The following is a 15003-nucleotide window of genomic DNA, read 5'->3' as shown; positions in this document are numbered from 1 at the left end:
AAGTCAAATATATCTATATGTATTGATTTACATAATCAATAATCTTTTGACGGATTTTACGTTAGCTTTTGCTATGATACATCATTAATTATAAATTTTTCGTTAAGATAGCTATCAGGATGTTGTTGTATGAAACTCAGACTTAAAAAACCATTGGTCGCGCTTCTTGTTTCTACTTTGCTATCAACATCAGTGTTGCCTGCTCACGCTGCGATTGATATTGAAGATACCCTGCCCGATATGGGAACGACAGCAGGCTCAACATTGAGTATCAATCAAGAAATCGCTATGGGTGATTACTATACTCGCCAATTAAGAAATAGTGCACCATTAGTTTTTGACCCTCTACTTTCTAATTACATCAATAATTTAGGTCAAAGATTAGTCTCTAATGCCAGTTCGGTAAAAACCCCCTTTCACTTTTATTTAGTGAATAACCCCAATATTAATGCCTTTGCTTATTTTGGTGGCAATATCGTATTGCACTCAGCACTATTTAGATACAGTCGCAATGAAAGTGAATTAGCTTCTGTTATCGCCCACGAAATTTCTCACGTTACCCAGCGTCATCTTGCAAGAATGTTAGAAGATCAGTCTAAAACCACGCCACTGGCTATGGCTGGAATATTAGGCTCTATTTTAATATTTATGGCTAACCCCAATGCCGGTTTAGCCACCTTTACGGGAAGTATGGCTGGGATGCAACAAAACATGATCACCTTCACGCAAATGAACGAACAAGAAGCTGATCGGATAGGAATACAAACTCTTTATCGTGCAGGATTTGATCCACAAGGTATGCCTAATTTTATGCAGATCTTAGCAGACCAAGTGCGCTATAGTTCTAAGCCGCCTGAAATGCTATTAACGCACCCCTTACCTGACAGCCGTTTATCTGATGCACGTAGCCGTGCAGCGCAATATGCTCCGCGCAAAGTGCCACAATCGGCTAATTTTCTCTATGCTAAAATGCGGGTATTAACTATGCTTGAGAAAAACCCCTCATCAAGTAACGCCTTGCAAACCACACTGGATCAGTTTAGGCAAGGAACGGAATTAGAAAAATCAGCCGCCAATTATGCACAAGCCTTACTCTATTCTCGTGATCGTAAATTTAATGACGCGAGAAAAATACTCGCCCCTATGCTGGCAAAAGAGCCAAATAATATCTGGCTTATTGATGCCATTACCGATATTGACGTAGAGCAAAACCGTGCTGCAGAAGCGATAACACGTTTACAACAAGCGCTTAAGCAATCACCTAATAACAAAGTACTGACGGTTAATTTAGCTAATGCTTATATGCAAAATAAGCAATATAACGAAGCTAATCGATTATTATATCGCTATACCTTTGACAACCCTGACGATCCTATTGGTTGGCAGTTGGTGGCGGAAAATGCGGCAAAACAAGGTAATCGAGCCCAAGAGCTTGCAGCTTACGCTGAAGATTTGGCATTACGAGGAGATTTTGAAACTGCCATTCGTTATCTTGGTGATGCGAGTCGTCAAGTAAAATTAGGCAGTAATGAGCAAGCTCGTTTTGATGCACGTATTGATCAATTGCGTAAACTTCAACATAAAGACAGTCAATTTAAATAAGGGATAATATGACCAACAAAGTAACGATTTATCATAATCCGCGCTGTTCTAAAAGCCGTGAAACCTTACATTTATTAGAAGAGATGCATATCACCCCTGACGTTATTCATTATTTAGATACGCCGCCTTCTGTCGATGAGTTAAAAGCATTACTCAAAGCGCTAGATTTTGACGATGCAAGAAAATTAATGCGCACCAAAGAAGAAATTTATAAAACCCTAAAGCTTGCTGATGAGAGCTCACAAGAAGCACTAATTCAGGCCATGCATAATCATCCTAAATTAATTGAACGTCCTATTGTGGTCGTTGGCAATAAAGCGCGTTTAGGTCGTCCACCTGAGCAAGTTACCGCCCTTTTTAAGTAGGCTAAATTGGCAATTGCCGACATTGACGGTATGGCGCATCACTAAAACGTAATCTGAGTGATTTCAGAGCATTGAGATGAGAAACCTTACGGCTGTTTTCAAAGATCGGTGATGCGCCCTAATAACTCATTATCTGCAGTGCGCTCAAAATGACAGAAAACCAACACGTTATACCTATTAACTTACTTCACTCCTCTTCATATCAATAACACAATTCTCTACTGCTTTATTACCACATCACAACGGTGTTACCGCCATCTGTATATTCTAAAGGTCACTAATATTAATTTTATGTTACAAGCACTAAGGAAACACGATAGTTATTTCCATTAGTAGAATAAGGTAGTTTATTGCTTGCTTTCAAAATATTTCATCTTAATTTCATTTTTTTTATAGTGAATATTTTACCAAGATCAAAAATATCTATCACGATCACATTATCCTGTTACAAATAACAGCCAACAGAAAAAATTTATGAAACGTTTCATTTGTATTGTGACAAAAGTCTCTTTACACGAGTGAATTCCTACTTATTATGGTCTTCAGAAAATATGATGGCAGATTTGATTTGCGATACACTTCGAACCATTTTTATTTTCGTTATCATCCAATTCAGAAATTAATATTAGAGATACAATTTAAACAATACTGCAACATAGCAAAATACGTTAATTCGCCACTTCTTTTACACATGCCTACTCGCTATCTCACTAGAGATAGTGCGTTATGTTTTTTTTAAAAGTGTATAGATATCGGCAAACTAACTGAAAATATAGCCAACATATGGGCGACTAAAACTAATCAATCATCAAAATACCAGATGATTGCCAGGCTAATAGGAAATTTAATGAACATCGTACATAGACTCAAACTTGTTTCATTCCTCCAATTTTTTATTTGGGGCTCTTGGCTTGTTACGTTTGCTTCATATCTATTTGATAAATTACATTTTAAAGGTACTGACGTTGGGCTAATTTTTAGTGCTTTAGGATTAGCATCACTGATCGCACCGGTGATCATGGGATTTATTGCGGACAAGATAAATAACCGTAAGCTGGTCTTTATTATTCTGCATATTTTATCCGCGTTTGCTTTAGTGCTGATGTCCCAAATGACCACAGTGACTACCCTCTTCTTTGCGACACTTCTGCATTTATTGTTCTTTATGCCAAGCATTTCTATGGCAAACAGTATTATTTTTGAGTTACTAGAACAAAAACACCTAGAGCCAAATGACTATTTCCCCAAAATCCGTGTTTATGGCACCGTGGGTTTTATTGCTGCAATGTGGGTTATTAGCTTCTTAGGTTTCGGTAATAGCTACGATCAACTGTTTGTTGCTGCAATAGCCTCTATTATCTTAGCGGTATTTGCGATGTTTTTACCGGCGACAAAAGCGACAGATAAAACAGAAGCAAAAGAAGAAGTGGCCGCTTTTAGCTTATCGAATACCTTACAAGTGTTTAAAAAGAAAAATGTGGTTATTTTCCTTTTCTTTGCCACATTGTTAGGTTCAGTATTGCAAATTACCAATACATTTGGGGTTCCATTCTTACAAGATATGGCCAAAGCACCTAATGCTGATGACTCTTTCTTGGCTCATTATCCTTCTGTTTTCTTATCCATTTCTCAAATTTCTGAAGTGGTCTTTATTCTATTTTTACCCCTGTTATTAAAACGAGTGAGAATAGAAACTATCGTATTATTTAGTATGATTGCATGGATCTTACGTTTTGGTTTCTTCGCTTACGGTGACTATTCATCATTAGGCCAAATCGTTCTGTTGTTATCCATGATTGTCTATGGTTGTGCTTTCGATTTCTTTAATATCTCCGGCTCGCTATTCCTAGAAAAAGAGATCCCATTACAATATCGCTCTACCGCACAAGGTATGTTTATGACCTTAGTGAATGGTTTTGGTACTTATTTAGGTGCGATGCTAAGTGGCTGGGTTATTGATTTGTATACCACAGATGGTGTTATTGATTGGCAGTCATTCTGGTTGATCTTTACGGGTTACACTGTGGCTATCACCGCACTTTATCTGATTTACTTAGTGGTTCCGCAGAAGAAAACAAAAGTTGTAGAAGCACATTAATTATTTCCCCCATTCTTTATTTGTTGCACTCACCGCTTATCTTTCGAGATAAGCGGTTTTTTATTACTGGTTATCTATTGCATAATACGTTGTTTTAAATAGCTTGCGATTAAAGCTTAAGAATATCTTTTACGAAAGGAATGGTCAGCTTACGTTGAGCCACAATAGAGGCATGATCGAGTTCATCTAGCATTTCAAATAATGTGCGCATTTTTCTATCTAAGCGCTTTAATACAAAACGACCCACATCTTCGGGTAATTCAAATCCACGCAGTTTCGCTCTTAATTGTAGTGCTTGAATTTTTTCTTCATCGCTTAGCGGTTGTAAGCGATAAATTTGCCCCCAATCTAGGCGAGAAGCGAGATCAGGAAGTTGTAAATCAATTTGACGGGGAGGTCTATCCCCTGTGATTAATAGACAGGTGCGACCAAGTTCTAATACGCGATTATACAGATTAAACAGAGCAAGTTCCCACTCTTCATCACCCGCAATACATTGAACGTTATCGATACAAACTAATGAAAGATGCTCCATACCTTCAAGCACATCTGGTACGAAATAAGCCCGTTTATCAAGAGGGACATAACCAACTGCATCTCCGGCTAAAGAAAGCTCTGCACAAGCTGCATGCAACAAGTGGCTTTTTCCGCCCCCATCACGAGACCAGAAATAGATATAACTGCCATGTGATTGGTGAATAGCAGTTTGGATCGCTGCAACGAGTGATGCATTTTCCCCTGCGTAAAAGCTATCGAATGTCTCATCATCGGGCAGAGATAGTGGTAATGATAGCTGTGATGGCGTATTCAGAAGCACCTCACCTGAATAGTTTAATAAACGTCGTGATTCTAACACAAATTCTATCAATGACAGAATCAATATTAAAAAAGCAAGACGAGCTGCTTAAGATGACAGCAATAAATAGCGAAACTGTTTATTTTGACATCAATATAAGATCAGTTTAGCCATTCTATTTCACTATTTAAACGTTATCTTAGAGAGATCGTGACCTGAGGGTTGCTGGTAAATATCTAATTTAAAATACTTAGCACAAGCATTTATATACTCAAAAATTTCTGATTGCGTCTCTTCATATTCCACCCATGTGGTAGCACGAGTGAAACAATATAATTCAACGGGTAATCCCATTGGTGTGGGGGGCATTGTTCTTATCACCAAATACATATCCGGCCTCACATCACCACGCATTTTGATCCAATTTAACATATACTTTCTAAAAAGTTGTAGATTGGTCACCCCGTTGGTTTCTAACCAAGTATTAATATCGCCTATCTCTTCTTCTTTACCTTCTAACATCGCTTCAATGCTTTTTTTAAGTGGCGCAGTATTTTTTAGCTCCTGCACTAACTGTTCTGTAGCAAATGAAATAGAGGATTGATCAATATAGAAACTACGCTTGATACGACGGCCTCCTGAAGAGAACATCGGTTGCCAGTTAGTGTATTTTTCGGTTAAAAAGTCCTTTGTGGGTATACGAGAAATCGTGTTATCCCAATTACGTACTGTAATTGTGTGCAGTGCGATATCAATCACTTCACCACTAATATTACTGCTGGGTAATTCAATCCAATCATATAGTTTTAACACTTTACCATTTGAGATCAGAATATTAGCGACGAATGAGATAAGGGTATGTTGGAAAACAAACATCAATACCGCAGCGATCGCACCAAAGCTGGAAATAATAATCAGTGGGGATTGTTCAGTAAATAGCGCGATAATAAGAATAAAGGCGATGATCCACACCACTATCTTAGCAATTTCAATATAACCTTTAATCGAATTGTTACGGTGCCACGATTTTTTAGCATGCCTGATATTGAAAATATCTAACGCGTTATTAAGAAGAGAAGCAATATTGATGACGATAAAAGCACGACAAACCGTTTCAAAGATAATATTCATCTGTGCTGAAAACGAAGGCAATAACTGGTTTATATAGAGAACCAGAGTGACTGCAACAATAGAGGCACTTTTTTTCGCAATATCTTCTATCGTCTCTTCATCTGAGAGTTCGGTGAATAAAAACAATAGACGCTTGGCTATACGACGAAAGATCATCTTTGCCAGAAACCACACCACCAGCAACGTGATCACTAAAAACAGCGTGGTGAAAATCTGCTTAGATACGATAAAGTCGTATATATCAACAAGTTTTTCCATAACTAGCGTCGTCACCCTTTTAAAAACTTTGTTACAACCTTAAAACAACTTTTAGCTCAATAATAGCTAAAAAGTATCGCTATCACTAAACCACTAACAATCTCATTGTCTCATTTATTTGCGTTAAATAAATATTATTATTAAGTTTATTTTCTTTTTCTAAGTTTTAAACGCTTTTTATAACAAAAGAGTTCTTGTTTATCTTATAAGAATAAAAAATAACCAATAAAAAAAGCAGTCTATGACTGCTTTTTAGTTCAATGACGAAATATTAGCGAAAAAAGCTCATCAATGATTACTTGGTGTTTGTATGTTTGTTAATTGACTCCAGAGTATCATCCACTAACTCAGTTTCTGGGCGAATAATACTCACCAGCTTAAACACTAAACTTAAAACAATACCGACTATCGTTGCTAAGGCCATGCCTTTTAGTTCAGCTGCGCCAATTTGAATTGATGCACCACTTACACCGACAATTAAAATGATCGCTGTTAATATCAAGTTTTGTGGTTTGTTATAATCAACTTTCGAATCTAATAATACGCGAATGCCGGACGCCCCTATTACACCATACAGTAATAAAGAGACACCGCCCATTACCGGTACGGGAACCGCTGCAATCGCTGCTGCCAGTTTACCAACACAAGAAAGTAAGATAGCGATAATTGCTGCACCACCAATGACCCAAGTGCTATACACTTTAGTAATAGCCATAACACCGATATTTTCACCGTAAGTCGTGTTAGGTGTAGAGCCAAAAAATCCGGAGATAATGGTTGAAAAACCATTTGCAAACATAGAGCGATGTAAGCCTGGGTTTTTCATGAGATCACGTTGAACAATATTCGCGGTTACCACAAGGTGCCCTACGTGTTCGGCAATAACCACTAATGCCGCCGGCAAGATAATAAAAATAGCACTCCACTCAAAACGCGGCGAATAAAAGGTAGGCAGAGCAAACCAATTGGCTTCTTTAATCGGTGTCACATCAACAACGCCCATAAAGAAAGAGAGTGCGTAACCGACTAACACGCCAATAAGAATAGGAATAATAGCCAAAAATCCCCTAAACATCACTGAGCCTAAAATAGTCACACCCAGTGTCACCATAGAGATTATCAATGTTTGACTATCAACGGGATTATCTGCGCTAGGTAATAATCCAGCCATATTAGCGGCGGTTCCGGCCAACTCAAGACCTATTACGGCAACGATTGCGCCCATTGCCGCAGGAGGAAACATCACATTAATCCATCCGCGTCCGGCGATTTTCACAATGCCAGCAACAAGGCAAAATAGCACCCCACAGACAATAAACCCGCCCAATGCTAATTCATAGCCTAAAGGAAGTAGCAATAACACCGGAGAGATAAAGGCGAAACTTGAACCTAAATAAGCAGGAATACGACCTTTACAGATAAAGAGATAAAGCAGAGTACCGATACCGTTAAACAATAATATGGTGGCCGGATTAACCTTAAACAAAATCGGCACAAGTACAGTAGCACCAAACATGGCAAACAGATGTTGAAAACTCAATGGGATTGTTTGTAATAATGGTGGGCGCTCTTCTACCCCGATTGCACGACGAGTCATGCTTACGACCTCTCTTTAAAATAGATATAAATGGAATTTAAATTTCAGCGATAAAACAAACCAATAAGTGATCCAAAAAAAAGCCGACTATCAAAGTCGGCTTAATCATTATTTTGTACCAAATATCTTATCACCCGCATCACCAAGGCCTGGGACAATGTACCCATGCTCATTAAGATGCTTATCAATCGATGCAGTATATAACTCAACATCAGGATGAGCTTCTTCTAATGCTTTGATCCCCTCAGGCGCAGCCACTAACACTAAAACTTTAATTGAAGTACAGCCTGAATTTTTTAATAAATCAATTGTGGCAATCATAGAGCCACCAGTTGCTAACATTGGGTCAACAACAAGTGCCATACGTTCTTCAATATGAGAGGCTAGTTTCTGGAAGTAAGGGACGGGCTTTAAGGTTTCTTCATCGCGGTAAACACCAACTACACTGATCCGGGCGCTAGGAATATTTTCTAATACTCCATCCATCATCCCAAGACCGGCACGGAGGATAGGTACAACAGTAATTTTTTTTCCTTTAATCTGTTCTATCTCAACCGGGCCACACCAACCTTCAATTGTTACCGTCTCTGTTTCTAAATCGGCGGTAGCTTCATACGTCAGTAGACTGGAAACTTCTGAAGCCAATTCACGAAAGCGTTTAGTGCTTATATCATGATCTCGCATCAGCCCCAATTTATGTTGAATGAGTGGGTGTTTTACCTCAACGATCTTCATAATTTCTCCTAATGTACGACGCAGCCAGACAAAAAAATCGCGAGATTATACCGCTTTTTTAGTGACTTTCCATCGTTTTTCTATTGATATTGATCAATCGCACAGCTTTTAACCACACTAACATGAATAATTGTGATCTAAAAAGAAGATCCTCGCAAACGTTTGCTTTGCCTGTTAGAATAGCCACCGCACACATTTTTTCTTAACAGCAACTTGCCGTGAGGGCTAGACGTGACTAACAAATCCTCTCTCAGCTATAAAGATGCCGGTGTCGATATTGATGCAGGTAATGCTTTAGTCGATCGTATTAAAAGTGTAGTAAAAGAAACTCGCCGTCCTGAAGTTATGGGGGGTTTAGGTGGTTTTGGTGCATTATGCGCTATTCCCACTAAATACCGCGAACCTATTTTAGTGTCAGGCACTGACGGTGTCGGTACTAAACTTCGCCTTGCGATGGACTTAAATCGCCACGATGATATTGGTATCGATTTAGTCGCAATGTGTGTTAACGATTTAATCGTTCAAGGAGCTGAGCCTCTCTTCTTTCTTGACTACTATGCCACAGGCAAGTTAGATGTCGATACTGCCGCACGGGTTGTAACGGGTATCGCTGAAGGTTGTAAGCAATCCGGCTGTGCCTTAGTGGGTGGCGAAACAGCGGAAATGCCCGGCATGTATCATGGTAACGATTATGATATCGCCGGTTTTTGTGTTGGTGTCGTTGAGAAATCACAGATTATCGATGGTAGCAAAGTTAAAGCGGGTGATGCATTAATTGCTCTCGCTTCAAGTGGCCCTCATTCTAATGGCTATTCACTGATCAGAAAAATTCTTGAAGTCAGTGGTGCCTGTGCTGAAACTACCCCATTAGGTGATACATCACTGGCTGATAAACTCTTAGCGCCAACCCGTATTTATGTAAAATCACTCCTGTCATTAATTGAAAACGTTGATATTCACGCAGTGGCACATATTACTGGTGGTGGATTTTGGGAAAATATTCCGCGCGTGCTACCTGAAAATACGCAAGCTCGTATTAATAGCCAAAGTTGGCAGTGGCCTGAGGTCTTTAACTGGCTACAACAGGCAGGTAATGTCAGCACTCATGAAATGTATCGTACCTTTAACTGTGGTGTCGGCTTATTAATCGCCGTGAGCCAAGCTGATGTTGAAAAAACGCTATCACATCTTAATGCCTGTGGTGAAAAGGCATGGTTAATTGGTGATATTGCCCCGCAAGCAGCGGGTGATGCACAAGTGATTATCAATTAGTAAAAGTACCCCCATGAAAAATATTGTGGTCCTGATCTCAGGAAATGGTAGCAACCTACAGGCGATTATTGACGCCTGTAGGGCGCATAAAATCGCAGGCCAAGTTGTGGCTGTTTTCAGCAATAAAGCACAAGCTTATGGGCTTGAACGAGCGAGACAAGCGGATATCCCTGCTTACTTTATCGATCCGGCTGATTATCCTGATAGAGAAGCTTATGATAAAGCGTTAATCACTCAAATTGATGGCTATCAGCCTGATATTGTGGTTCTTGCTGGCTTTATGCGTATTTTATCGCCGTTATTTGTCAACCATTATCAGCATAAGCTATTAAATATTCATCCCTCTTTACTTCCCAAATATCCCGGTCTGCATACACATAAACAAGTTATTGAGAATAAAGATACTTTTCATGGTACTACCGTACACTTTGTCACGGAAGAATTAGACGGTGGCCCGATGATCATTCAAGCGCGTATTCCCGTCTCTCCTGATGATACCGAACAAAGTTTGCAAGCAAAAATACAAACACAAGAGTATCGCATTTATCCTCTCGCAATTAGTTGGTTAGCAGAAGAGAGATTAAAAATGATAGATAATCGGGCGCTACTTGATGGTAATGTTCTGTTTGACAATCTTGATTAACGGTTTCACTTAAGATAAAAAGTCACTTTGTGCTACACTGTAGCCCGCGGTGACTTTTATTGTGTCACCCTTTTCTCTTTTTATTCAATGCATTTTCACCGAGGTGCTTATGTCCGGTGGTAAGAAAGTTCCACCTATAAAATTACGTCCTCTCGAAAGAGAAGACCTTCCTTTTGTCCATAAACTTGATAATAATGCTAGCGTTATGCGCTACTGGTTTGAAGAGCCTTATGAAGCTTTTATTGAGTTAAGCGACCTATATGAAAAACATATTCACGACCAAAGCGAACGACGTTTTATTGCTGAAAGTGAAGGCACAAAAGTCGGTTTAGTTGAGCTGGTTGAAATTGATTATGTTCATCGTCGTGCTGAGTTTCAAATCATTATCGCCCCTGCTCATCAAGGCCATGGTTATGCAGCCCGCGCGGCAAAGTTAGCGATGGACTACGCTTTTTCTGTACTTAATTTATACAAACTCTATTTAATCGTCGATAAAGAGAATGCTAAAGCGATTCATATTTATGAAAAGCTTGGCTTTAAGAAAGAAGGTGATTTAATAGATGAGTTTTTTGTTAATGGCTCTTACCGTTCTGCGATTAGAATGTGTACATTCCAAGCCCCTTATTTTGAACAAAAAGCCAAAGCAGCAAGACCGGAAAATTTTGTTAAACCGGGTGCAACGATAAAACAATATGTCTGATTAATTCAGATAATAAGATTTAACTTTAACCCATGTTGGAGTTCAGATGTCCCAAGAACGACTCTATATTGATAAAGAGATCAGCTGGCTTGCGTTTAACGAGCGAGTATTGCAAGAGGCGGCAGATAAACGTAACCCGCTAATCGAAAGGGTCAGGTTTTTGGGGATCTATTCAAATAATCTTGATGAGTTTTATAAAGTTCGCTTTGCGGATGTAAAACGGCGTATTTTAATTAATGAGGAGCGCGGCTCACGCTCTGGCTCTAGTCACGCTCGTCATTTAATCAAAAAAATCCAATCTAAAGTTGCCAAAGCCGACCAAGAATTCGACGCACTGTATAACGACTTGCTTTTAGAAATGGCGCGTAATCAGATTTTTTTAATCAATGAACGGCAAATCTCACCTAATCAACAAATTTGGTTACGCCAATATTTTCGCCAAAACTTAAGAAAACATATCACGCCGATCCTTATCAACCCTGAAACTAATTTGGTTGAGTTTTTAAAAGATGACTACACATATTTAGCCGTTGAAATTGCTCAGGGGCAAACTATTCACTACGCTTTGTTAGAGATCCCCTCCGATAAAGTCCCTCGTTTTGTTATTTTGCCCACAGAACAAGGCCGAGGTAAGAAAAAGTCAATGATCTTGCTGGATAATATCTTACGCTATTGTCTTGATGAAATTTTTAAAGGCTTCTTTGACTATGATTCTTTAAATGCTTATTCCATGAAAATGACACGTGATGCTGAATATGATTTAGCCACTGAAATGGAATCCAGCTTATTAGAAATGATGTCATCTACCTTAAAACAACGTCTTACCGCTGAACCTGTTCGTTTTGTCTACCAACGTGATATGCCCGATGAAATGGTTGCTTTACTGCGTAGCAAATTAGGTTTATCTAATAATGACTCGGTCATTGCTGGTGGGCGTTATCACAACTTTAAAGACTTTATTAATTTTCCTAATGAGGGTAGTAAGTTTCTATTAAATAAACCTATTCCTCGTTTACGGCATGTTTGGTTTGATAATTTCCGTAATGGCTTTGATGCGATCCGTGAACGTGATGTGTTACTTTATTATCCTTATCATACCTTTGAGCATGTATTGGAATTATTACGCCAAGCGTCTTTTGATCCCAGTGTTATTTCGATAAAAATCAATATCTATCGCGTAGCAAAAGACTCTCGGATTATCGATTCGATAATCCACGCCGCCCACAATGGTAAGCGTGTCACTGTGGTCGTTGAATTACAAGCTCGCTTTGATGAAGCCGCGAATATACATTGGGCTAAACGCTTAACCGAAGCTGGCGTCCACGTTATCTTTTCAGCGCCCGGCTTAAAAATTCATGCGAAATTATTTATTATTTCTCGTTTAGAAGAAGGCGAGATCATTCGCTATGCGCATATTGGTACTGGGAATTTTAATGAAAAAACCGCACGCCTTTATACCGATTATTCTCTGTTAACCGCGAATACAGAAATTAATAATGAAGTACGTCGAGTGTTCAATTTTATTGAAAACCCTTATCGTCCGGTGACTTTTGAACATTTAATGGTATCACCGCAAAACTCACGTATTTTGTTAAACCAGTTGATCACAAATGAAATTCACAATGCTCAAGCGGGGCACCCTGCGGGTATTACCTTAAAAGTTAACAATTTAGTCGATGAAGAGTTAGTTAATCGTCTTTATGATGCCTCTCAAGCAGGTGTTAAAATCCGCCTATTAGTACGCGGTATGTGCTCTTTAGTCCCTAATCAGCCCGATTTTAGTGAAAATATTCAGGTCACCAGTATTGTTGACCGCTTTTTAGAGCATGATCGTGTTTATGTCTTTACCAATAAAGGGGATGAGAAAATTTTCCTATCATCCGCAGACTGGATGACTCGTAACCTTGATTATCGTATTGAAGTTGCCGTACCACTACTCGACCCTCAGCTAAAACAGCGTATTTTGGATATTCTTGAGATCCAGTTTAATGATACTGTAAAAGCACGATATTTAGATAAAGATCTAACAAATAGCTATGTTCCTCGAGGAAATAAACGTAAGATCCGCGCCCAACTTGCTGTATATGAATACCTTAAATCATTAGAACAACCAGGATCACGAGCGTAATCAATGCCTTTATTACAAGATGACTCTTCTTCACCACGTCCTTTAGAAATTGCGGCTATAGACCTTGGTTCTAATAGTTTTCATATGATCATAGCCCGTGTTGTCAATGGTGCCTTACAGGTATTAAGTCGTTTAAAACAACGGGTATATCTTGCCGATGGCCTTGATGATAATGATAAACTCAGTGAAGAAGCAATGTTGCGGGGGCTTTCTGCACTTTCCCTTTTTGCTGAAAGGTTACAGGGATTTCCAGCAGAAAATGTCACTGTGGTCGGTACACATACGTTACGGGTTGCTAGCAATGCCAAAGTCTTTTTGCAACGCGCAAAAGAGGTGATGCCCTATCCTATTGAAATTATTTCTGGTCACGAAGAAGCACGCCTGATCTTTATGGGCGTTGAGCATACGCAATCTGAAAAAGGGCGTAAGCTAGTGATTGATATTGGTGGAGGCTCTACCGAATTAGTGATCGGAGAAAATTTTGAACCCATCTTGATCGAAAGCCAGCGTATGGGGTGTGTCAGTTTTAGCCGTCAATTTTTCCCGAACCAAAAAATTAGCGAATCCGCTTTTCGTAAAGCACGCGAAAAAGCAGCACGTAAAATGGAAAAAATTGCTTGGCAATATAAAATGACCGGCTGGGATGTCGCATTAGGCGCATCGGGTACTATCAAAGCTGCACATGAAATTTTGGTTGAATTTGGTGAAAAAGATGGTGTGATCACCCCTGAACGCCTATTAATGTTGACCAAACAGGTACTACGGTTTAAAAAATTTAAGGATATCACCCTACCGGGATTATCCGATGAACGTAAACACAGTTTTGTACCTGGTTTAGCCATTTTATGCGGTATTTTCGATACCCTAGGCTTAAAGGCTCTCCATTTATCTGATGGTGCATTACGTGAAGGTGTATTGTATGAAATGGAAGGCCGTTTTCGTCATCAAGATATTCGCCAGCGTACCGCCAAAAGCCTTGCTGAACACTATAATATCGATCGTGAACAAGCTAAGCGCGTCCTCACCACAATGCAATCACTGTATGCTCAGTGGGCGGAACAAAATCCTAAACTGGTTCGTCCTGATCTAGAAGCGATTTTAGTATGGGCGGTGATGTTGCATGAAGTGGGATTAAGTATCAATTTAAGTGGTTTGCATCGTCATTCTGCTTATATTCTTTCGAATACAGATTTACCCGGTTTTAATCAAGAACAACAACAATTATTAACTACATTAGTTCGTTATCATCGCAAAGCAATTAAGTTTGATGAGTTACCTAAATTTAATCTATATAAAAAGAAACAGTATTATCCATTAGTACAAATACTTAGGTTAGCAACACTACTTAATAATCAGCGTCAATCAACCACTAAACCGGTTTCTTTACGTTTAGTGACCGATGATAATCACTGGACACTCTATTTTCCTAAAAATTATCTTGCCGATAACACATTGATGGAACTGGATTTAGAAAAAGAACAGGAGCATTGGCAGGCCGTTCCAGGCTGGAAACTGGATATAAAAGAGGAATCTGCTTAACAATATGATATTATACAGAAAAAGACGCGGTATAATGCGTCTTTTGTTGCATTTATCATACAACAACTATCACATAACAACGTAAGGTTTGATTTGTGACGATAATATGAAAATACCCAATGTAATATTTTCAAGATCG

12 protein-coding genes are annotated in these 15003 nt (G+C 39.1%); 8 read left to right on the top strand and 4 right to left on the bottom strand.

Annotated features, from left to right (window positions below; genetic code table 11):
* Nucleotides 1-129: 129 nt before the first annotated feature.
* The 3 genes from bepA to ACYUCW_RS04355 all read left to right on the top strand — a co-directional run bounded on the left by bepA (nucleotide 130) and on the right by ACYUCW_RS04355 (nucleotide 4065).
* The gene (gene bepA / locus ACYUCW_RS04365; RefSeq protein ID WP_049199531.1) at nucleotides 130-1602 is read left to right on the top strand and encodes a beta-barrel assembly-enhancing protease; all 1473 of its coding nucleotides are present in this window, start codon (nucleotides 130-132) and stop codon (nucleotides 1600-1602) included.
* Between the two features lie 8 nt (nucleotides 1603-1610).
* A complete protein-coding gene (gene arsC, locus ACYUCW_RS04360) occupies nucleotides 1611-1967 on the top strand; it encodes an arsenate reductase (glutaredoxin) (RefSeq protein ID WP_004243423.1) in 357 nt (118 codons plus the stop codon).
* Nucleotides 1968-2814: 847 nt separating this feature from the next.
* A complete protein-coding gene (locus tag ACYUCW_RS04355) occupies nucleotides 2815-4065 on the top strand; it encodes an MFS transporter (RefSeq protein ID WP_004248286.1) in 1251 nt (416 codons plus the stop codon).
* Nucleotides 4066-4174: 109 nt separating this feature from the next.
* Here ACYUCW_RS04355 and hda read toward each other — a convergent pair whose 3' ends face one another.
* The 4 genes from hda to upp form a co-directional block, all read right to left on the bottom strand.
* Nucleotides 4175-4882, bottom strand: a complete 708-nt coding sequence (gene hda / locus ACYUCW_RS04350) for a DnaA inactivator Hda (protein ID WP_036896130.1) — start codon at nucleotides 4880-4882, stop codon at nucleotides 4175-4177.
* Between the two features lie 162 nt (nucleotides 4883-5044).
* Nucleotides 5045-6250: a mechanosensitive ion channel family protein gene (locus ACYUCW_RS04345; protein WP_004243426.1), complete on the bottom strand. Its 1206-nt coding sequence runs from the start codon at nucleotides 6248-6250 to the stop codon at nucleotides 5045-5047.
* 295 nt (nucleotides 6251-6545) lie between these two features.
* The gene (gene uraA / locus ACYUCW_RS04340; RefSeq protein ID WP_020945844.1) at nucleotides 6546-7847 is read right to left on the bottom strand and encodes a uracil permease; all 1302 of its coding nucleotides are present in this window, start codon (nucleotides 7845-7847) and stop codon (nucleotides 6546-6548) included.
* A 108-nt stretch (nucleotides 7848-7955) separates the two neighbouring features.
* On the bottom strand, nucleotides 7956-8582 hold the full coding sequence (upp, locus tag ACYUCW_RS04335) for a uracil phosphoribosyltransferase (protein WP_004248287.1): 627 nt from the start codon (nucleotides 8580-8582) through the stop codon (nucleotides 7956-7958).
* A gap of 231 nt (nucleotides 8583-8813) precedes the next feature.
* Here upp and purM point away from each other — a divergent pair, with 231 nt between their 5' ends.
* From purM to ppx, 5 genes are all read left to right on the top strand, one after another.
* Nucleotides 8814-9854, top strand: a complete 1041-nt coding sequence (gene purM / locus ACYUCW_RS04330; RefSeq protein ID WP_004248288.1) for a phosphoribosylformylglycinamidine cyclo-ligase — start codon at nucleotides 8814-8816, stop codon at nucleotides 9852-9854.
* 13 nt (nucleotides 9855-9867) lie between these two features.
* Entirely contained in the window at nucleotides 9868-10497 is a 630-nt protein-coding gene (purN, locus tag ACYUCW_RS04325) for a phosphoribosylglycinamide formyltransferase (RefSeq protein WP_004243435.1), read from the top strand.
* A 109-nt stretch (nucleotides 10498-10606) separates the two neighbouring features.
* Nucleotides 10607-11197 carry a spermidine N1-acetyltransferase gene (gene speG, locus ACYUCW_RS04320; RefSeq protein WP_004243436.1) on the top strand — a complete coding sequence of 197 codons (591 nt, stop codon included), beginning with the start codon at nucleotides 10607-10609 and terminating at the stop codon, nucleotides 11195-11197.
* A 46-nt stretch (nucleotides 11198-11243) separates the two neighbouring features.
* Nucleotides 11244-13325, top strand: coding sequence for a polyphosphate kinase 1 (gene ppk1, locus ACYUCW_RS04315; protein WP_460408234.1), 2082 nt, complete (start codon nucleotides 11244-11246; stop codon nucleotides 13323-13325).
* A gap of 3 nt (nucleotides 13326-13328) precedes the next feature.
* On the top strand, nucleotides 13329-14864 hold the full coding sequence (gene ppx / locus ACYUCW_RS04310; RefSeq protein ID WP_004243438.1) for an exopolyphosphatase: 1536 nt from the start codon (nucleotides 13329-13331) through the stop codon (nucleotides 14862-14864).
* Nucleotides 14865-15003 lie beyond the last annotated feature (139 nt).

This window comes from Proteus sp. MB838 (assembly GCF_054767435.1).
Note: the sequence above shows the minus strand (reverse complement) of the source record. Positions and strands in the feature narration are given on the sequence as shown.